Source organism: Cupriavidus basilensis (assembly GCF_029335485.1).
Lineage (GTDB): Bacteria > Pseudomonadota > Gammaproteobacteria > Burkholderiales > Burkholderiaceae > Cupriavidus > Cupriavidus basilensis_E.
In genome coordinates this window covers 1-19568 of record NZ_JARJLM010000371.1, presented here as the reverse complement: position 1 = coordinate 19568, position 19568 = coordinate 1, and the positions used below count along the sequence as shown (strand labels likewise).

Here is a 19568-nt window from a genome sequence, read left to right as displayed (position 1 = left end):
GCGATCGGATCCTGGGGCAGTGTCACACGGACCCGCTGGTCCGCACGCACGATTGGCAAGAATCCGCGTTCCAGGGCCGCCGGCGGATTGGTGGCGGCCCTGCGTTCCACCGGACCTTGCCTACCGCACGGTGACGGTCGCTTTCATATGCGGGTGGATACCGCAATATACGTTGTAGACCCCGGGCTTGTCGAACCTGAACTGATACGTATCGTCCTGATCGAGTGCATTGGAATGGAAGATGCCAGCTTCGCTGACGACTGTATGCGGTTCGCTGTCCAGATTTTTCCAGGTCACGGTCGAGCCGGTCTTGACGGTGAGCGACATGGGCGAGAACATGAAATTCTTGATCAGGATCGCATTGGCGTCTTGCGCCTGCGCGACGGTGAACACGGATGCCAATGCTGCCATGAGCATCGCGCGCCCGATGGCGGCGGCCGATACGCATTGAATGATAGTGGATAGCATGGTTTGGATCCTTGGTGGGTGAGGGGATGGATTCAGGCGAGCGTCGCATCGGCAAGCGTCGCCTGGAGCGGGTATTGCGAGATCCTGACGCTGGTAACGCCGAGCATCCTGGGGAGCTGATCGTTCGGCACCTTCAGCGGCATGGGGCCAGGGCCATTGCCGGCCGCAGGTTGCGGGTAGGCGGTCGAGCGCGCTGTATGGAAGGTGATATTCCCTTCCACCTTGGAAACGATCTGATGGATATGTCCGTTCAGGACCGTGACCGAACCAAAACGCTTCAGGTAGCTCAGCGCCTGGCCGGCATCGCCGGTGCCCCAGCCCCACGGTTCGTAGATCGTCCACATCGGCATGTGCGCAAACACGACGATCGGTGTGCTGGATGCGCGCCATTTCAGGTCACTTTCCAGCCAGGCAAGCTGGTCGTCGCCCAGGCTGCCCAGACCATTTGCCTTGAAATGCATGACGTTGACGAGCCCGATGAAGTGCACGCCTTTGTGGTCGAAGCTGTAATAGCCCCTGTTGTCCGACGCTTGGCCGAAACGGTTGAAGTACTCGACGCCAGGCCCGTCTGTCACATCATGTTCGCCGGGCACGGTGTGCAATTCCGTGATACTCAGTCCCGACAGCAATTGGGCCGCGAGATCGAACTCAGCCGGCCTGGAAAGATGGGTGATATCGCCCGTGTGGATCGTCAGGGCTGGCTTGGCTGGCATGGCGTTGACGAGGTCAATCGTCTGCCTGAGCGTACCCGCGACGTCCGGATTGGCGTCCTTGTTGAATCCAATGTGCGTGTCGCTGATCTGAAGGAACAAGGGAACGCCTGAAACCGCTGACTGCGCCTTTGTACTGGCGGCCAGGGCCAGCTCCACTGGCGTGAGGACGCCCCCAGCCAGGACAAACAGGGTGCCGGCGCTGCCGAATGCGAGGCATTTCAATACATCGCGGCGCGGCGGATTGGAAGGAAGATCTGATGGCATGGTGTCCTCTCGACTGCGGTTCAGGAGACAGGTCGCCGGATCGGCCGGCGGGTCTGCGCGGGTGGTTCCAACCGCTAAACTGCGGCGGCGTCCGCTTTATTCCCGCAATCGGAGATCACGCCGCTGGCGGCCCGAAGCATCCCGCCGCAGCAGTCCGCTCGCGCATGTTGGTCAAGATGGTTCAGTAGGTGGCCGACGGACGTCGCATGGGGGGAGAACGGCAGAGTCGCGCCTGCGCAGGAACCGCGTGCCGAAAGCCGCCAAAGCGTATGCGCCTGCCTTGGCTGCGAACGGAGGAATGGCATGTGTCCGCTTTCGGGCGAGATACCGTCGCTGAGTGGGGGCGGACAATGCCTGCAATCCGGGGCCTCGTCTCCCCGCGGTTGAAGAACCCTGGCCCAAGGGGGCGCCCCTTCCGGGTCAAGCCCGAATGAACCGACTCGCTGAAATGTTGACGGCGGATGCCGCCATGGAGAGGTCGAGGGGATAGGCCAGCACCTTCGCCGGTCGGCTAGCGATCACCGCCATCAACGTAGCTTGTGTGCTGATATCGTTGCACGATGCTTCGGCCTCCGTGCCGGCCGGCTTTCAACGGCATTTGCACTGCTTCCGTGATCCAACCGGCAATCAGGCGCGCTTTCTCTTGCTACGACCTGAGGGGCCCTCCGAGGCACTTCTGTTGCCATCGTGGTTCAATCGCTCCAGGACCCGCCTGGCCTTGCCCTCGCAGTCTTCGCCTTCCGTGCTGCCGTCGATCTCGTCGATCAGTGCGACAAGGCGGTGCTTGCTCTGCGCCAGACGCTGCTCCAGCAACTCGATCTCGCCGATCTTGCGCCGGAGGGCCCGGAGGAGCTGGTCATGCGGCCACTTGTCCAGGTCCGGTGGCAGGATGGCTCGGATCTCTTCCAGAGAGAAGCCCGAATCTTGCGCGCACATGATGATCTCAAGCCTGGTCAATGCTTCCGGCGCGTATTCGCGATAGCCGTTGGCTTGCCGCTGCGCGGGCTCGAGCAGGCCGCTCGCTTCATAAAACCGGATGCGTGAGGCGGCAACGCCGCTCTGCCGAGCCAGCTCCCCGATTTTCATCCGCATTCTCCCAGGTCTTGACCTTGAAGTTGACTTTAAGCTTAAAGTCAGGCTCTCGTCAAATCAGGAGGTCTCCCATGGCGCTGTTCACACCCCTTGCCCTGCCCAATGGCGCGGTGATTCCCAACCGTCTCGCTAAAGCGGCCATGGAAGAGAACATGGCGGACGCGGACCACGCCCCATCGGATGCGCTCCTGCGCTTGTACGATGCCTGGGCCAACGGCATGGCAGGCCTGATCCTGACGGGCAATGTCATGATCGATCACCGTGCCATGACCGGGCCGAACGGTGTGGTGCTGGAAGACGACACACACCTGGACCGCTTCCAGCGTTGGGCCGGGATCGCACGGGCCCGCGGCGCCCATGTCTGGATGCAGATCAACCACCCCGGGCGCCAGATGCCTGCGGCACTCGGCCAGACCACACTGGCGCCGTCGGCCGTTGCGCTGGACCTGGGGGCGCTGTCCAGGCAGTTCGCCGTGCCCGGGGAAATGACCGGCCGGGATATCGCCGATGTGCAGCAGCGCTTCACACGATCCGCCCGACTGGCGGAAAGAAGCGGCTTTACCGGGGTGCAGATCCATGCGGCCCATGGCTACCTGCTGAGCCAGTTCCTGTCACCGCTCACCAACAAACGGCGAGACCAATGGGGCGGCAGCATCGAGAACCGTGCGCGCCTGCTGCTCGACATCGTCCGGTCAGTACGAAGCGCGGTATCGCCCCAGTTCGCGGTCTCGGTCAAGCTGAATTCGGCCGACTTCCAGCGCGGCGGCTTCAGCGCCGAGGACGCCAAGCGGGTGGTCGAGATGCTCAATCCGCTCAACGTCGACCTGATCGAGCTGTCGGGTGGAAGCTATGAGGCGCCGGCAATGCAGGGGCAAGCCCGCGATGGCCGCACGCTCGCCCGGGAGGCCTATTTCCTGGAGTTTGCGCGCGACATCGCCGCCGTCGCGCGCATGCCCTTGATGGTCACCGGAGGCATTCGCCGCCGCGCCGTGGCCGAACAGGTTATCGACGGTGGCATCGCCATGGCGGGCATCGCCACAGCGCTGTCAATCGACCCGGATCTGCCGCGCAATTGGCATGCAGGAAAGAACAACGCGCCCGCGCTGCGGTCGATCAGCTGGAAGAACAAGACGCTGGGTTCGCTGGCCAATATGGCTGTCGTCAAGTTCCAGCTCAAGAGGCTCAGCGAGGGACGTGTCACGGATCCACGCGTCTCGCCCCTCAGAGCGCTATTGTTGCAGCAGTTGTCCACCTCGTGCCAGACGCGGCGCTACCGTCGATGGACGGTCCAGCGCGCAAGCACCCGTTAGTGGTGGTAGCGCCGTTCCTTCACGCTTCACACGACGTGTGTGCGGTTGATGCGCAGTCTCCCAGGCAGTGGATGGCGTTGAACATCCGTTCCCAGGACAGCGCGCGGCCGCTACGCGGGCCACGATTGCGTGGTAAGAGCCAGATTCCAGGATTCGCCCGGGCCATACTTTTGGCATGAACATCGGGGCCGATCCGCTATGGCGCTAGCGCTATCGCCCTAAACGTTCCCGCAGGAACTCGATGAAGCGCTGCGTCTTCGCCGGCAGCAGACGGGTTTCCGTGATGGCATAGACGGGCATCGGCGTGCCGTGCCAGGCCGGCATGATGCGACGCAGCTTCCCGCTGGCCAGTTCATCGGCGACGACTTCCTCGGGCATCAGGATGATGCCCATATCGAGCGTCGCCAGGCGGCGGATCATGCCAACGCTGTTGAGGGCGAACCGACCACCCACCGACACCGTAGCGGTCCGTTTCCCGTCGTGCAATGTCCACGAGTCCGCTTTCAGGATGCCCAGGCACTCATGCCGTGCCAGGTCGGCGGGCTTGCCTGGCTCGCCCGACCGTTCCAGGTAGCCGGGCGAGGCATAGAGGTAAGGCGCGAGTGAAGCCAGCGTACGCGCGATCAGTTGCGAGCTTTCGGATTCTCCCATGCGGATCGCCACGTCGAAGGGTTCGCTGACCAGGTCGACTCGTCGTGGCGTCAGGTCGAAGTCGAAGGTGATGCCCGGATAGAGGCCGGCGAACTCTGCGATCAAGGGCGCCAGGTAGGTTACGGCGAAATCCACCGGCAACGATGCGCGCAGCACGCCGCTGGGCTGGGCCAGCATTTCGCCGAGTTGCTCGTGCGCCAGCCGGGCTTCATCGACGATGGGCTTGCAGCGCTCGAAGTAGATCTGGCCGGCCTCGGTCAGTTCGATCTTGCGGGTTGTGCGATGGAGCAGGCGCAGTCCGATTGCTTTCTCCAATCCGCTGATCCGGCGCGATAGTGTCGAATTCGGCACGCCCATCGCCTCCGCAGCGCTGCGAAAACCCTTGGCTTTGACGACCTCGACGAACAAGGCCATGTCGTTAAGCAGTTCCATGCACATTGCTCCATGAGCGGATCAATGTTCTCCAAATTACCATATTTATCCCGAACGAGGATCGCGCGATGATGCCTCCATCCACCCCAACCGAGGATTTCATCGTGAGCAAACTGTTCGATTCCGTCCGCGTCGGCCGCTACACCCTGCAGAACCGCGTGGTCATGGCACCGATGACCCGCAGCCGTGCGCAGTACGACGGCACGCCGGGAGAGTTGGCCGCCGAGTATTACGCCCAGCGCGCCAGCGTCGGCCTGATCGTTACCGAAGGCACCCAGCCCTCGGACGACGGCCAGGGTTACCTGACCACGCCGGGCATCTACACCGACGCCCATGTCGCCGGCTGGAAGACAACCACCGATGCCGTGCACGCCAAGGGCGGCCACCTCTTCATCCAGCTGATGCACGCCGGGCGCATGTCGCACCCGGATAACGCGCCGCATCACCGGCAGGGCGTCGCACCGTCGGCCATCGCCCCGGGCACGCCGATGTTCACGGCCAAGGGCATGCAGGACATTCCCGTGCCGCGTGCCATGACCACCGAGGAAGTGCGCCAGACTGTCCGGGATTTCCGCTATGCGGCCCGCCGCGCGATCAAGGCTGGTGCCGATGGCGTCGAGATTCACGGCGCCAATGCCTACCTGATCCAGCAATTCTTCGCCCCGAGCGCGAACACGCGAACCGATGAATATGGGGGTTCGATCGAGAACCGCGCCCGCTTCGCCATCGAAGTCGCCACCGCGATCGCCGACGAGATCGGCGCGGACCGCACCGCCATCCGCCTGTCGCCCGGCACCACGATGTGGGGCATCGACGAAGGCGTCGAAGGCCCGGACCTGTACCGCTACCTGGTCGCCGAACTCGACAAGCTCGGGCTGGCCTACCTGCACATCGTGCACCAGGGCAACGAGCCGCTGCTGACCGATCTCCGCAAGCTCTGGCAGGGCACGCTGATCCTCAACCGGCCGGGCCGCCCGCGCGAGCAGGTCGGGGCCGACCTCGCGGCGGGGCTGGCCGACCTGGAGGCCTATGGCCAGATGATCCTTGCGAACCCGGATTTCGTCGCGCGGCTGAAGGACCACGCGCCGATGAACGAGGCGGACCGCACTGGATTCTTCGGCGGCGCGGCGCAGGGCTACACCGACTACCCGACCCTGAGCGAAGCCCAGAACGCCTGAGGCGAACATCAGCCCGTGATTGGCCCACTGCAGCGCGCCAATCACGGCAGCCACTTCCAGGCCCATGGCCTGGAAGTGGCTGGCCGCCTGACTCTGGCCGACCTCCAGGCCGCCGGCTGCTTTAATGAGCCGCCGTCGGCGCCATCGCCTGGCGCGGTGTGCTATCGCAACGCGCAGGGGCAGGGCTGGGACGGTCGCGGCCCCATGCCGGACTGGCTGCAGCGGGCGGTCCATGCCGGGCAGACCGTGGAACATTTCCGGGTGCCCATCGCCGGGGTAATGGAGCGCGCCGCGAGGGGAGGTGCCGATTTGAAGTCAAACGGTCAGCCGGAGGTGCGGCGGATTTTTGACGAATCCCGGCCATCCCTCGAGGAGGCTCAGGCTCTCATGCCGAGTGCATCATGTGAGCCGCAAATCCTCAAAAGCAGCTCACAAATTGAGGCGTATATGGCAAAATACGGCTCATGACTACGAGCTCCCCTTGGATTTGGCGTCGCGCAGATTGGCCCGCAGAGTCTCTCGTCCATGACGCCGAGTTGGCCGCGCCTGACTTGGCGGAAGCCTACCGGATACACGGTGTCTTGGAGGGCAAGGCCATGGCCATCGGCCTTGGCAGTACCAGCCAGGTAGCCCTTGATGCGCTGTCCGATGAGGTGCTGGCCACGGCTGCCATTGAGGGTGAGCGGCTCTCGCTCGATGCCGTTCGCTCGTCCGTCATGAGGCGGCTTGGATTGGCGACGTCCGGACCCATCAACCGCAATGTCGATGGGCTGGTGGAAGTCATCAGTGACGCAACGACAGCGATTGATACGCCCCTGGACGAAGATCGTCTGTGCCGTTGGCAATCTGCGCTATTCCCTGGTGGCACTTCAGGCATTCATCGAATCGCCGTCGGTCGCTATCGTGGCCATGCCGATCCCATGCAGATCGTGAGCGGTCAACCGGGCTGCGAGGTGGTGCATTACGAGGCGCCGCCCTCGAAGGACGTGCCGGCTCAGATGAAACGCTTCCTCACCTGGTTCGCCGATACCTCGCCGGCGCAGGCCACGGCGTTGCCGGCACGTGGCAAGCCCATCGACGGCTTCGCTCGCGCCGCCATCGCACACCTGTGGTTCGAGAGCATCCACCCGTTTGAGGACGGCAACGGCCGCATTGGTCGGGCTATTGTCGACATGGCCATGGCTCAGCATCTGAGACAGCCGGTGCGCCTGTACAGTCTGTCGCGGCAGTTCCTGACCTCACGCGCGGCATACTACGACGCCCTAAACCACGCCCAGCGCGGTGAAACCGACGTTACGGCGTGGGTGCGGTGGTTTGCGCGCCAAATCACGGCCGCTTGTCATGCCGCGAGCCAGGTCATCGACCAGGCGATCGAGAAAAGGCGCTTTTGGGAGAAGCAGGAGGGCAGCGGTCTTCATGAGCGGCAGCGCAAAGTGTTGCAGCGACTCCTCGATGACGGAGACGGCGGTTTCTCGGGCGGACTGAACGCTGAGAAGTATATGAAGATGACCGGAATCTCAAAGGCCACGGCTACACGCGATCTCACCGAGATGGTCATGGGCGGGCAATTGTGGAGCCACGGCGTGGGCAAAGCGGTGCGCTATTACATCAGCGTGCCGGGGTGGGCGCATGGCGTAGGGATGGAGACGAGCCCGATTGGTCCAGATGCGGAAGTGGGTTCAGTCGTTGCCGACGAGGAGCGCGAGACCAAGCAGTCCGAGCGGAATGTACGCGCTGCAGTCGAAGCGGGTGGCTATACCGTGTCCGAGAAGTCCGGTGGGCAAGACCGGCAATACATTGGCCCCATCGTGGCCGTGTCCACGCTGCACGTCGCCCAGCATATCGGTCGTAGGCAGGTTGTCATCCATGACACCCGCTTGCTCGACAGGGTGCCGGCCATGGGCGACCGCCTCGACATGAAGTTCAAGGACGGGCACGGTACTGTGCTCGACATGGACAGCGCCGACAAGGATCTCGGCCGCTGAGCGAGAGAGCGCGCAAAAAATGGGGAGGTCGATTTCGTCAAACCGTGCTGGCTTCCGGCAGGCTTGCACGGTCGGCTATGTTCGTTGGCCGATGCCGGCTTAGCGATTCCGCCCCGATGCAACTCGTGACGGGGGATGCGGGTCATTGCGGCGCAATGTTCCTCTAGGTGTGAAGCTTCAATACGTTGTATCCATGGTTCATCCGAACTGAGTCAGGAAAACTGGAAGTCGCCAAACACCCAGACCGCCAGGATCTCAGCCGGATGAACATCCATAAGAATGCCCGACTCACCCTTGCCTGTCGACTGGAGATGGTTCAAGACATCACCGAACATGCCCTGAGCGTGCCCAAGCCCTAACCAATCGGCAGCGTCACTACAACTGGCTCGGCCACATAGCGGCATTGGCGGCCTCGCGCCCATGTCCCGACTTCCAGCGTCGAGAAATAACGTCTTGACGCTTCACATCTAGTGTTCTGTCCCGCAAGAAACTTTATTAATGGTGCGACGTCCGATGGTCACTTCCCTTGTAAGGAGCGACCATGGGACGACCAGGAAGCTTACCGCCTCCGCAGTCAGCCGACGCGCCACGGTGCCGCGCGAGATCGAGCGGCTGGCCAATCTCAGCAATGGAACTGCGTGACGCACCTATCGGGCCGACCTTCGCAGCTTCTTGCGCTTCGATGGCACCGCCCGACGCCGCTGCGCCGGCGGCTTGATGGCGCGTTGCCAGAGTGCGGTGGGAGTGCCGGACGACTGCAGATTGACTGAGTTAGACTAGAGCGCATTGCGGTCGCCCCCGCTTGGTTTAGGTTTTAGGACGCACACTATGCTGGATCGCATTTTCTCAGTGGTACAGCGCGATAACGAACCTCCCTCCCGTTTCCTTGCTCGGGTTGCCGTCCGCGTACTTTCCGTTGTTGCGGGCCTTGCTGTTTTCACATATTGCAGCATCGTTCTGTTTTTCCCGCTTCTCTACAGCCTCCCTTACGCCCCGGCCAGATTTTTGGGTGCCTTCGTTCTCATTCTGGCGGTCTTGGCTACCGGAGCCGCGGCGTTGGGCGGCATATTTGCCATCGTTCAAATTACATGGAAAGTTGGAGCGAGTCGAAAGACTTGGCTTGAGGTGGTTCCCGACGCTCTGCGAATTCTCGTTCTCTTCCTCTTGTGTACGTTTGGAGCCTACCTGTTTATTCGAGGGTTAGTGCTCGGTGAGGTCGATCACGTATCTCATCGCATCAAGGAAAGTTACCGCGTCGCGGACGAGCCGATGGGATACTTTGTTCACATGTTCTTCTATATTGCTTTGACTGCAATGCTTTACTGGTACATGTCTAAGCTTTTCATTACCCTTGTGCGACGATTCCGTGTCCTGGCTCATCATTCCAGCGAATCGCCTTCGGTGCCCGCCGAATTCAAACGCGGGCGACACTAGTGTTGCGTCCCAGAAATGACTTTACGTAGGCGCTCTTATATGCTTTATGCGGCGTATATAAGATGAGGGTTTCTCGCCGGGAGGCTTCGACTTCGCTCACTATCGTTGAGCGTCGGCAGGTCGCCGAGCCGTGCAGTTCGCGCCCCAGCCGCCGCCTGTTTGGGATGATCCGCTGATGGTGGCAGTGCCGGCGCGGCATCCGCTATTGGCCTACGCGCTGCCTTGCATCAAGGCACGAACCAGTCCCGGCTCGGTCCGGCTGATCTTGTCGTGCAGCGCGGTGATGGAAACGGGCAGCGCCGGACTGGCCTTGGCCGCCGTAGGCGATAATGCCATCGCCGACTTCATCCGACTGGGGAAAAACCTACGTCACAGAGGTCGCCATGCAGCCCCTTGATCTGTTGCACCAAAGGAACCTCGGATAAACGTATCTCGATCTCTGGTTCCTTTTGGCGGCACAACGCCAAGAAGATAGAGAAGCGCGACGGCGTAATGCCGTCCGAAAGTGCATCCCGCAACTGACCGTGAAAACCCTTGGCGGCGGCTTTCACGCTGTCTCGCGCCTGCTGCAAAGCTGTGAAAACACGCGGCACATACTCCATGAACAGCTTACCTGCACGGGTCAGTCTGGTGCTGTGTGTAGTGCGCACAAAAAGCTGCACGCCAAGATATTCTTCCAGTTCCTTGATGGCGCGCAACAGCGGTGGCTGCTCGATGTGCAGCCGTTCGGCCACACGGGCGAAATGAAGTTCCTCGGCAACAGCAAGGAAACAGCGGAGATGGCGGATGTCCATATGTCTTCGCTTTCTCCTTGTTGGTGGATCAGGTTTCGGCGCAATGCACGGCCCAAGTGCCTCCGACCAAGGCGCCGATTGCCAGCACCAACGCGAATAGTGTCGCGCCGGACGCCAGCCCAACGGCGTCTATCAGATAGCCAGTCGCCACCGGCAGCAGGCCCGCTGGGATATAGCCGCCGATGTTGAGCACGGCATTGGACTGCGCGCGGTGTCTGTCCGGCACGTGCAGGCCGATCAAGGTCAACCCGCCGAGCTGGCCCAGCCCTTGCCCCGCGCCGGCCAGCAGCGCGGACGCGACCAATGCGGGAACCAGCGAGGCGTGGATCGCCAGAGCCAGGCTCGCCATCGCCAGCACCGTGGCGGCGGCGCTGGCGGCGAAGATGCGCGCGACTGGCCACTGTCGCACCGCGAACTGCACGCCGACCGCCGAGAAGAACATCGCGCAGGCCATGCCACCGGCCAGTAGCGGGCTGCGCACGTCGAGCAGCCGCGCCAGCAGCGACGGCCCCAATGCCAACACGAACGAGGTAGCGGTGATACCGGCGCAGAAGGTGGCGATGCCGCAGAGGACTTGCCGACGGTTCGCGACCGGCACGTGCGGCAGGCGTAAGCGGAACGGGTCGGTCGCCTTGTCACGGCGGGCCGGCAAGCGTATAGCCACGGCCAAGGCGCTGAGCAGTACCAGTGCCTCGATGACACGCCCGCCGATGCCACGCCTGACCTCCCGCCGCCGCTGGATGAGCCGGCCGTCGAAACCTTGCGGCTGGAAACCATCCTGGGCGCTCTGGCCGATCCCTTGCGTCTGACCATCGTGCATAAGCTGATGCGGGACTCGGACGCCTACGACCATCCCTGCGGCTGGTTCGGTTTCGACCGGCCCAAGTCGTCGCTGACCCATCACTTCAAGGCCCTGCGCGAAGCCGGAGTAATCCGCCAGCGACAATATGGACTGGAACGGCGCAGCCGCCTGCGCCGTGAGGATCTGGAAATCCGTTTTCCGGGATTGTTGGCATTGGTGGAAAACTGGCAGCCGCCGGCGGCTAGATCGCAGCGCAGTACGAAATCTGACAAGCAGACTTAGCCCGTCGCCTTTCATTCAAATACAGCGGGAAAACCGTGATGCCTGGCGGCCAACACCACGCCAGCAAGCACCAGCAGCGCCGGCGAGAGCGCAGTAACGCCGAGGCGATGCAGCAGCATGCCGCCAATGATGCTGTCGCCCGCGATCGCCATGTTCCAGGCCGTGACCAGCATCGACTGCGCAACGTCGGCCGCGTTCCCGGCCGTCTTGGGGTGATCGTACTTTCCGTGTAAAAAATGGCGATGGCAGGGCTCGCGGCCTGATGCCAGCCTCGCTGCAGCGGGCTGTCAATGCGGGGCGGTCGGCGGAGCATTTCCGGATGGGTTGAAGTTACGCGACCGGACTGTGGCATCATTTGTTCGACCCTGATCGTTGCCGATGCGCAGCGCTACGTCAAAGACACCGGCATCAGCCTTCGCGCTACCATTGAGTTTCTTCGGAATACTGGGGCTACCAAGCCTTGCACCACGTTAGGAATTCAATTCATCGAACCGCCGGATACGTGACCGGTACGTCCGATGGAAGGGGCCGCAAGGTTTTTTCCTATCCCGATTAGCCACAAAGCAAGCACCAGGAGTTCGCAATGTCAATCGCAACCTTGATTTCATTGTTTGGCTACAAGGCCTGGGCCAATTCGGAGCTGTTTGCTCTCCTGGCGACACTACCGGCAGAGCATGCAGAAGAATTTCACACCTGCGTTCGTACGCTCAACCACGTCTACGTAGTCGACAGTCTCTTTCGCGCTCACCTCAGCGGAGAGCCGCGGCCGTTTGACGACACAAATACTAAGACCACCCCATCACTTGGCCAGCTTCGAGAAGAAGTCGCGGCAACAGATGCGTGGTACCAGAGGTATACCTCGTCGCTCACCTCGGAAGAGGCATCGGGGGTTCTGGATTTCACTTTCACCGATGGTGATCGCGGTCGTATGTCCCGAGAGGAAATCCTCCTTCACATAGTCACGCATGGCGGGTATCACCGAGGCAATGTCGGGCAAGTCCTGAAGTCTATCTCGGTTGTACCGCCACGCGATCTCTACACCAGGTTCCTGCATCAGAGTGAGCCGGCTCGCAGGGCGGTCTAACCCTTCCATCGAGCGGAGAGCCGCAAGGGGGCTTCGCCCACTTGCGTCTGCCACTCAGGTCAAACGTTAGGGGTCGAAGTCACGTGCCAACGTTATCCGAACTTGCATTCCGCAAAGCCGTCCAAGAGAGTCTCGCGAGGCTCGACACCCAGATTGAGAATGTTCTTTCAAGCCTGATCGAGTACCGATACCCGCCCGAGGTATTCGTGCGCTCGTTTATCCGGCGAGCACTCGAAAGAACGACGTGAACACGGAAGCGCTGCGCCGGATTGCCGAGCTATGCGTCATCGAAGCCGAAAAGAACCGGCCCATTGATCGACGACTTCGAGATATGGCTGCGCTGCCGCAGCACCACGGAACCGGAATTGCGCGGGTCGATCGGCTCCGGCAGCGGTACGCCTTTATCCGTCGATCAATTCCGGATCCCAGGCAAACACGGTCTGTTTCTGCTCGCCAAGCCGCTCGATGCCCAGGGTGATGACGTCGCCAGGCTTCAGGAACTGGGGCTGCGGCTTCTTGCCCATGCCCACGCCGGGTGGCGTGCCGGTGGTGATCAGGTCGCCCGGCTCCAGTGTCATGAAATGGCTCAGGTAACTGACCAGCTGGGCCACCGTGAAGATCATGGTGCGGGTGTTGCCAGTCTGCTGGCGCTCACCGTTCACGTCGAGCCACATCGAGAGGTCTTGCGGGTCACCGACCTCGTCGGCGCTCACAAGCCAGGGGCCGATGGGGCCGAAAGTGTCGCATCCCTTGCCCTTGTCCCAGGTGCCGCCACGCTCGAGCTGGTACTCGCGTTCCGACACATCGTTGATGGTGCAGTAGCCCGCCACGTGGTTCAGGGCATCGGCCTCGCTGACATAGCGGGCGCGGGTGCCGATCACCACCCCGAGTTCCACCTCCCAGTCGCTCTTGACCGAGCCCTGCGGTAACACGACCGGGTGATTGCAGCCCACGGCCGAGTCGACCGTCTTGGTGAAGACAATCGGCTCCTTGGGGATCGGCATGTTCGCTTCGGCGGCGTGGTCCGCGTAGTTCAGACCGATGGCAATGAACTTGCGCATGCCGGTCCATGGCACGGCCAGACGGCCCTGCGGGACGATGGGCAAGGTGCTGGCATCGAGGCTGCGCAGGGCCGCCATGCCGGGCTGGGACAAGGTGCCGGGGACGATGTCGGGCAGCGCCGGGCTGAGGTCGCGAACCGTGCCGTCCGTGTGCAGCAGTGCGGGCTTTTCTTGGCCCTTGGGGCCGTGGCGAAGCAGTTTCATGGTTGAAATGGGAGCTTAGTTGGACCAACCGCCGTCAATGATCTGGGCGGTACCTGTTGTGAAAGATGATTCTTCGCTGGCCAGGTAGATAGCCAAGGCCGCAACTTCTTCGGCTCGCCCCAGGCGGGCCATGGGCTGGCGCTCCACGAAGCCCGCCTCGACCTGGGCCAGCGTCTGGCCGGTGGCTTGTGCCTGGGCCGTGATGCGCTCCAGCAGCGATGGCGACATCACCGTGCCGGGACAAATGGCATTGCATCGGATCCCCTTGCCGACAAAGTCGGCAGCGACGGCTTTGGTCAGGCCGATAACAGCGGCCTTGGTGGTGCCGTACACGAATCGGTTGGGTGCGCCTTTGATGCTTCCCGCGACGGATGCCACATTGATGATGGACCCGTTGCCTCGCTCCAGCATGCCCGGCAGGAAGGCCCTGATGGTGCGAAATTGGGCGCGCACGTTGAGGTCGAATGCAAACGTCCACTCGTCTTCAGTGCACTCCAGCAGGTTACCTGCGTGGACGAAGCCTGCCGCATTGAAGAGCACATCAACCGGGCCCGCAGCCTCTGCCACGTCGCGAATGGCCTGGGCATCGGTGACATCCAGGACGTGGGTGCTACAAGCAATTTCCTGGCGCAAGGAAGCAAGCGCCTCCTGATTGATATCCGTTGCGATCACGCGCGCGCCTTGCGCGGCAAAAGCGATCGCGGTCGCTCTGCCGATGCCTTGTCCGGCCGCGGTGATGAAGGTGGTTTTTCCAGCCAGTCGGAGTGTCATGACGATTCTTCGAGTGAGTTCAGGGGTTGCTTTGGGCACTGAAACGACGTGCTGATCAACGCGCAGCGAGCGGCTTGCTTCCGGGAACAATGTCGCGTCGATGGGAGCGGTCCGGTCAGATCACCTTGCCCGGGTTCAGCAGCGCCTGCGGATCGAGCGCCTTCTTGATGACTCGCATCAGCTCGATCTCCTCGGGCGAGCGCGCATGGCCAAGCCATTGGCGCTTGAGGGTGCCGATACCGTGCTCGGCCGAGACCGTGCCGCCGTACTCGCGCACCAGGCCGTAGACAATGCCGTCGACCAGTGCCTTGGGCTGCTCCGCCGCGCCAGGCTGGTAGACGATGATGTGCAGATTGCCGTCGCCGATGTGGCCGTAGAACAGGGCCTGGACGCTGGGGATGCGGGCCTGGAGCACCTCGCGGCAGCGGCGCGCATAGTCGTCCATGCAGGCTACCGGCAGGCCGATGTCAAAGGCCAGGTGGCTAGGCCACAGCGGGTGCAGTTCGCCGCTGGCATCGCGGATGCTCCAGAACGCGCGGCCGTCGGCCAGCGACTGCGCGAGTGCCGCATTGGGAACCACGCCTGACTCCAGCAGACCGCCCAGCCAGGACTCGAAGCGCTGTGCGTCGTGCACCGGGTCGGTTCCCAGCGCCTCGACCAGCACGTAGGCGCCGTAGGCGGTGTTGTCGCCCTTGAGGGGGTTGCTCACACCCGGGGCCTGGGTGGTGGCGAATTGCCAGTAGTCGGGCCACATGACCTCGAAGGCCGAGAGCAGCGGTCCCAGGTTCTGGCGCGCCGAGTTCAGCAGCGTCAGCACGTTGCCGTAGTCCTTGGCGGCGCAGATCGCCACCATGGCCGAGGCCGGCTTGGGGAACATCCTGAGCACCACCCGGGTGATGATGCCCAGCGTGCCCTCGCTGCCGATGAACAGGTGCTTGAGGTCGAAGCCCGCGTTGTTCTTGATCATCTTGTTGAGGCTGGTGACCACGATGCCATTCGGCAGCACCACCTCGATGCCCAGCACCATCTCGCGCGCCATGCCGTAGCGGATCACGCGGTTGCCGCCGGCATTGGTCGACAGGTTACCGCCGATCGCGCACGAACCGCGTGCGCCAAGGTCCAGCGGACAGAAGAAGCCGGCGGCGGTGGCCGCCAGCTGGATCGTCTCCAGCGGCGTGCCGGCCAGCACGGTCATGGTAGCCGCGGCCGAATCGATTTCCTCGATGCCCACCATGCGCTCCAGCGACAGGGCGACCTGCCCCGCCGGCGCGCGTGCGCCGCCGCACAGGCCGGTCAGCCCGCCCTGGGGCACCACTGCCACCCCGTGCTCATGGCAGATGCGCATCGCGGCGGCTACCCCGGCCGTATTGGCAGGGCGAACCACGGCCAGGGGCGGGCTGGCCTGCAGGCCGCTGTAGTCATTATGGTTGCGCACCGGCACGTCGTCGCCGGCGAGCACGGCCAGCGGGCCCAGCTCGGCGAGCAGGGCTTCGATGACGGAAGAGGGTGGAAGGGTCTGGTTCATGGCAGGAATCGGGTTGAATACAAGCAATTTGCAAACTGGGGGGCGCGTTCACCGAACGCAGCCCCGGGCCTGATCGACCGCGCGCCTCACCCCGCGAACCAGCGTAGCGGTGCCATCACGGTCTGCGGGAACGCCACCATGATGAACATCACGGCGAACTCGGCCAGCATGAAGGGCAACACGCCCTTAGTGACTTCATCCATCTTCATGCGGCCCACGCCGGCCACCACGTTGAGGATTGTGCCCACCGGTGGCGTGATCAGGCCGATCGAGTTGTTGATGATGAACAGCACGCCAAAATAGATCGGGTCGATGCCGGCTGCCTTGATCACCGGCATCAGCACCGGGGTCATGATCAGAATGGTCGGCGTCATGTCCATCGCGGTGCCGACGAGCATCACCAGCACCATGATCGCGATCAGCAGCAGGGTCTGGTTTTCCATGAAGGGCTTGAGCAGTTCCACCATCTGGGCCGGCAGATTGGCCACGGTGATGAGCCACGAGGACACCATCGCGGCGGCCACCAGGAACATCACCACGGCGGTGGTCTTGGCGGCGGTGGTGAAGATCGGGAGCAGCGCGCTCAGCGGCAGTTCACGGTACACCAAGCTGGCCACGAACAGCGAGTACACGGCGGCCACCACCGCGGCCTCGGTCGGGGTGAACACGCCCATGCGCAGCCCTACCAGGATGAACACCGGCAGCATCAGCGCCCAGATGGATTCGCGTGCTGACTGCCAGATTTCGGCCTTGGTCTTCTTCTCGGGCAGGACCAGGTCCTCCTTGCGGCCGAGCCACCACCAGGCCGTGGCCAGACCGACACCGATCAGGATGCCGGGGAAGATGCCCGCGATGAACAGCTTGCTGATGGAAACGTTGGCGGTGACGCCAAAGATCACAAAGCCGATGCTGGGCGGGATGATCGGGCCGATCACGCCGGAGGCCGCGATCAGGCCACCCGAAACTTCCTTCTTGTGGCCTGCCTTGATCATCATCGGCAGCAGCAGCGCGGTCAGCGCTGCGGCGTCGGCCACGGCCGAGCCTGACAGGGCCGACAGCAGGCAGGCGGCGAGGATCACCACATAACCCAGGCCCCCCTTGCGATGGCCGACGAGCGCCAGCGCGAAGTTCACGATGCGTTGCGACAGTCCGCCGACGTTCATGATTTCGCCAGCCAGCATGAAGAAGGGCACGGCCAGCAACGGAAAGCTGTCGGCGCCGTTGATGAAGTTCTGCGCCAGGATCTGGGCGTCGAACAGGTCGAGCTGCCACATCAAGGCCACGCCGCTGGCCAGCAGCGCGTAGGCGATCGGAATGCCGAGCGCCATGGCGCCGATGAGGCCGCCGAGAAAGATCAGTACGGTCATGTTGAGGTCTCCGGTTCTTTTTCTTGTTTCTTATCTGCGCGAGTGAGGCAGCGGCGTGTCGCCCAGGGGGGAGTGGCTTTGCGAGCCGCCGGCAGCGCTCTCGCGCGCCAGCTCGGCCTGGAGGGCCTCGAGCTCGGCCTGTTCCTCGGATTCCTTGACCATCACCAGCTCTTCATCGCTGAGCTGGCCGGTCAGCGCGCGCAGCAATTGAAGCACCAGCAGGAAGCCGGCGCAGACCGAGAAAGCCACCCCCGAGCTGTAAAAGATGGCCACCGAGGCCCCGGTGACCGGCGCTTGTACGTCCCAATTGATCTTGGCCTGTTGCCAGCTGCCGTCGAAGAACAGCCAGGTGATGTAGAGCATGAGCAGGTGACCCAGTACCAAGCAGACCTTTTTGCCCATTACCGGCAGGCGCGACACGAGCATGTCCGTGCCCAGGTGGGCGTTTTCCTTGATGGCGGTCACGGCGCCCAGGAAGGTGACCCAGACGAACAGCCAGCGCGACAGCTCCTCGCTGATCGCGATGCCCGAATTGAAGGCATAACGCAGCACGACGTTGCCGAAAACCAGCACCACCATGACGGCCAGAGCCAGGGCGATGAGAAGGTTAATGAACCGGCAATACCGGTCGATGAGGGTATTGAGCATAGGTTGTCTCCCTGATGGTCTGCGCCATCAATGCTTGTCTTGGAACGGGGAAGGGGGCCGACGCCGGCGACCTGGCTGGCGGGCAGGCCGCCAACGCTGATTCAGAGCGCGCGGCCCTGCAGCAGGCCGCGCTCGGCCAGGTTGCCGATGAAGGCGCGCAAGCCAAAGCGCCAGGGGGCCGCGGTCTCGCTGTGTGTCACCCGGTTGTGCAGCCCCCCCAGCCAGGCGCTGCGGATGGTGACCACATCGCCGAGCTTGTGGGTGAAGCCGCCGCCGGGCTGGTCGCGGTCTTCAATGGGCGCAAACAGCGTACCCAGGAAGAGCATGAAGCCGTCGGGGTACTGGTGGGCGGCCAGAGTCTGCGCCACCAGGTCGGCCGGGTCGCGGCTGATGCTGCTCATGGTGTTGATGCCGCGCAGCTCGAAGCCGTCCGCACCCGCGACGCGCAGGTGCACGGTCTCGCGGCGCACCTCGTCCAGACCGAAGCCCGCGTCGAACAGCCGGATGAAGGGACCGATCGCGCAAGAGGCGTTGTTGTCCTTGGCCTTGCCCAGCAGCAGCGCGCTGCGGCCTTCGATGTCGCGCAGGTTGACGTCGTTGCCCAGGGTGGCGCCGACGATGTCGCCGCGGCTGTTTACCGCCAGCACGACTTCCGGTTCCGGGTTGTTCCAGTCCGAGTCGGCGCGGATGCCGATGTCCTCGCCGCAGCCCACCGAGGCCAGCACCGGGGCCTTGGTGAAGACCTCGGCGTCTGGGCCGATGCCCACCTCCAGGTATTGCGACCACAGGCCTTTTTGCTGCAGCAGTGCCTTGAGCGCCATCGCCTCCGACGAGCCGGGACGGATGTCGGCCAGGCTTTCGCCGATCAGCTCGATCACTTGGTTGCGCAGGCCCTGGGCCCGGCTGGCGTCGCCCCGCGCCTGTTCCTCGATCACGCGCTCTATCAGGCTGGCGGCGAAGGTCACGCCCGCAGCCTTCACGACCTGCAGGTCACAGGGGGCCAGAAGCCAGGGCAACGTCTCGTTGCGGGTGCCCGGCAGGCTGCTGGCCAGCAACTCTTCGACACTGCACAGGCGCCGGCCGGGTGTCCGGCGCGCCGCCTCGGCGGGATGCTCGGTATCGAGCAGCGTGCTCATGGTCGGGTAGTGTTCGCTCAGGTCGAACACGCCCTCCGGCCGCAGGGCGGCGACGGCCGGCCCAGGCAGGGCGCCGCCGACCCAGACACGGCCCACCAGGGTGCCCGCAAGGCCGTCGTCCGGCAACACCTGGACGTGCTTCACCGCACCGGCCAGCATGGCCGCTGTCACTTCGCTCATACGATTTCCTTTCAGGTTTCAAGCCGCAGCCCAAGCCGCGCGCCCGCCTGCGGCGCAGCGCTTGCAAGGCAGACGAGGCTCAATGGTTGTGGCGCGGTGTCTTCTCCGCGATGCGCCGGTAGTTCAACGCGAAATCCAGCGTGGCGCCGTCGACGAGCTGACCGGTCTTCTCCCGGTACAGCGCTTC

General features: G+C 63.2%; 19 protein-coding genes and 3 pseudogenes. 8 read left to right on the top strand and 14 right to left on the bottom strand.

Annotation, left to right across the window (positions count from 1 at the left end; genetic code table 11):
• Positions 1–120: 120 nt before the first annotated feature.
• The 3 genes from P3W85_RS22200 to P3W85_RS22190 all read right to left on the bottom strand — a co-directional run bounded on the left by P3W85_RS22200 (position 121) and on the right by P3W85_RS22190 (position 2531).
• A complete protein-coding gene (locus P3W85_RS22200) occupies positions 121–468 on the bottom strand; it encodes a cupredoxin domain-containing protein (protein ID WP_017224251.1) in 348 nt (115 codons plus the stop codon).
• 32 nt (positions 469–500) lie between these two features.
• On the bottom strand, positions 501–1445 hold the full coding sequence (locus P3W85_RS22195) for a metallophosphoesterase family protein (RefSeq protein ID WP_035805658.1): 945 nt from the start codon (positions 1443–1445) through the stop codon (positions 501–503).
• A 627-nt stretch (positions 1446–2072) separates the two neighbouring features.
• Positions 2073–2531 (bottom strand): MerR family transcriptional regulator, encoded by a 459-nt coding sequence (locus tag P3W85_RS22190; RefSeq protein WP_017224249.1) that lies wholly within the window; start codon positions 2529–2531, stop codon positions 2073–2075.
• 77 nt (positions 2532–2608) lie between these two features.
• Between P3W85_RS22190 and P3W85_RS22185 the strand changes: the two genes are divergently transcribed.
• Positions 2609–3847 carry an NADH:flavin oxidoreductase/NADH oxidase family protein gene (locus P3W85_RS22185; RefSeq protein WP_276266359.1) on the top strand — a complete coding sequence of 413 codons (1239 nt, stop codon included), beginning with the start codon at positions 2609–2611 and terminating at the stop codon, positions 3845–3847.
• A 210-nt stretch (positions 3848–4057) separates the two neighbouring features.
• On the opposite strand, the gene P3W85_RS22180 is transcribed toward P3W85_RS22185, so the two are convergent.
• On the bottom strand, positions 4058–4930 hold the full coding sequence (locus tag P3W85_RS22180; RefSeq protein WP_276266358.1) for a LysR family transcriptional regulator: 873 nt from the start codon (positions 4928–4930) through the stop codon (positions 4058–4060).
• A 104-nt stretch (positions 4931–5034) separates the two neighbouring features.
• Here P3W85_RS22180 and P3W85_RS22175 point away from each other — a divergent pair, with 104 nt between their 5' ends.
• The 5 genes and pseudogenes from P3W85_RS22175 to P3W85_RS22155 all read left to right on the top strand — a co-directional run bounded on the left by P3W85_RS22175 (position 5035) and on the right by P3W85_RS22155 (position 9527).
• Positions 5035–6108 carry an alkene reductase gene (locus P3W85_RS22175; protein WP_276266357.1) on the top strand — a complete coding sequence of 358 codons (1074 nt, stop codon included), beginning with the start codon at positions 5035–5037 and terminating at the stop codon, positions 6106–6108.
• Between the two features lie 15 nt (positions 6109–6123).
• The gene (locus P3W85_RS45345) at positions 6124–6576 is read left to right on the top strand and encodes an H-NS family nucleoid-associated regulatory protein (protein WP_346430278.1); all 453 of its coding nucleotides are present in this window, start codon (positions 6124–6126) and stop codon (positions 6574–6576) included.
• On the top strand, positions 6573–8093 hold the full coding sequence (locus P3W85_RS22165) for a Fic family protein (RefSeq protein ID WP_276266356.1): 1521 nt from the start codon (positions 6573–6575) through the stop codon (positions 8091–8093). The genes P3W85_RS45345 and P3W85_RS22165 overlap by 4 nt, the downstream gene beginning before the upstream one ends.
• Before the next feature lie 352 nt (positions 8094–8445).
• Positions 8446–8564, top strand: a pseudogene (locus P3W85_RS22160) (IS481 family transposase); the annotation flags it as partial.
• Positions 8565–8921: 357 nt separating this feature from the next.
• Positions 8922–9527, top strand: coding sequence for a hypothetical protein (locus tag P3W85_RS22155; protein WP_276266355.1), 606 nt, complete (start codon positions 8922–8924; stop codon positions 9525–9527).
• Between the two features lie 210 nt (positions 9528–9737).
• Here P3W85_RS22155 and P3W85_RS22150 read toward each other — a convergent pair whose 3' ends face one another.
• The 3 genes and pseudogenes from P3W85_RS22150 to P3W85_RS22140 all read right to left on the bottom strand — a co-directional run bounded on the left by P3W85_RS22150 (position 9738) and on the right by P3W85_RS22140 (position 11141).
• Positions 9738–9863 (bottom strand): hypothetical protein, encoded by a 126-nt coding sequence (locus tag P3W85_RS22150; protein WP_276266367.1) that lies wholly within the window; start codon positions 9861–9863, stop codon positions 9738–9740.
• Positions 9850–10321, bottom strand: a pseudogene (locus P3W85_RS22145) (LysR family transcriptional regulator); the annotation flags it as partial. The pseudogene P3W85_RS22145 and the gene P3W85_RS22150, both read right to left, overlap by 14 nt.
• 28 nt (positions 10322–10349) lie before the next feature.
• A complete protein-coding gene (locus tag P3W85_RS22140; RefSeq protein ID WP_276266354.1) occupies positions 10350–11141 on the bottom strand; it encodes a hypothetical protein in 792 nt (263 codons plus the stop codon).
• Here P3W85_RS22140 and P3W85_RS22135 point away from each other — a divergent pair.
• Positions 11121–11405, top strand: a complete 285-nt coding sequence (locus tag P3W85_RS22135; protein ID WP_276266353.1) for a transcriptional regulator — start codon at positions 11121–11123, stop codon at positions 11403–11405. The two genes, P3W85_RS22140 and P3W85_RS22135, sit on opposite strands and share 21 nt — an antisense overlap.
• An 11-nt stretch (positions 11406–11416) precedes the next feature.
• On the opposite strand, the pseudogene P3W85_RS22130 reads toward P3W85_RS22135, so the two are convergent.
• A pseudogene (locus P3W85_RS22130) lies at positions 11417–11611 on the bottom strand (MFS transporter); the annotation flags it as partial.
• 377 nt (positions 11612–11988) lie between these two features.
• Between P3W85_RS22130 and P3W85_RS22125 the strand changes: the two are divergent.
• Positions 11989–12489, top strand: a complete 501-nt coding sequence (locus tag P3W85_RS22125) for a DinB family protein (RefSeq protein WP_276266352.1) — start codon at positions 11989–11991, stop codon at positions 12487–12489.
• A 401-nt stretch (positions 12490–12890) separates the two neighbouring features.
• Here P3W85_RS22125 and P3W85_RS22120 read toward each other — a convergent pair whose 3' ends face one another.
• The 6 genes from P3W85_RS22120 to P3W85_RS22095 all read right to left on the bottom strand — a co-directional run bounded on the left by P3W85_RS22120 (position 12891) and on the right by P3W85_RS22095 (position 19381).
• Complete coding sequence (locus tag P3W85_RS22120; protein WP_276266351.1) at positions 12891–13754, bottom strand: fumarylacetoacetate hydrolase family protein; 864 nt, start codon at positions 13752–13754, stop codon at positions 12891–12893.
• Positions 13755–13769: 15 nt separating this feature from the next.
• Positions 13770–14525: an SDR family oxidoreductase gene (locus P3W85_RS22115; RefSeq protein WP_276266350.1), complete on the bottom strand. Its 756-nt coding sequence runs from the start codon at positions 14523–14525 to the stop codon at positions 13770–13772.
• Positions 14526–14640: 115 nt separating this feature from the next.
• A complete protein-coding gene (locus tag P3W85_RS22110; protein WP_276266349.1) occupies positions 14641–16050 on the bottom strand; it encodes an FAD-binding oxidoreductase in 1410 nt (469 codons plus the stop codon).
• An 86-nt stretch (positions 16051–16136) separates the two neighbouring features.
• On the bottom strand, positions 16137–17417 hold the full coding sequence (locus tag P3W85_RS22105) for a TRAP transporter large permease subunit (protein WP_276266348.1): 1281 nt from the start codon (positions 17415–17417) through the stop codon (positions 16137–16139).
• Positions 17418–17447: 30 nt separating this feature from the next.
• Positions 17448–18065, bottom strand: coding sequence for a TRAP transporter small permease (locus P3W85_RS22100; protein WP_276266347.1), 618 nt, complete (start codon positions 18063–18065; stop codon positions 17448–17450).
• A gap of 101 nt (positions 18066–18166) precedes the next feature.
• A complete protein-coding gene (locus tag P3W85_RS22095) occupies positions 18167–19381 on the bottom strand; it encodes a fumarylacetoacetate hydrolase family protein (RefSeq protein ID WP_276266346.1) in 1215 nt (404 codons plus the stop codon).
• Between the last annotated feature and the right edge of the window lie 187 nt (positions 19382–19568).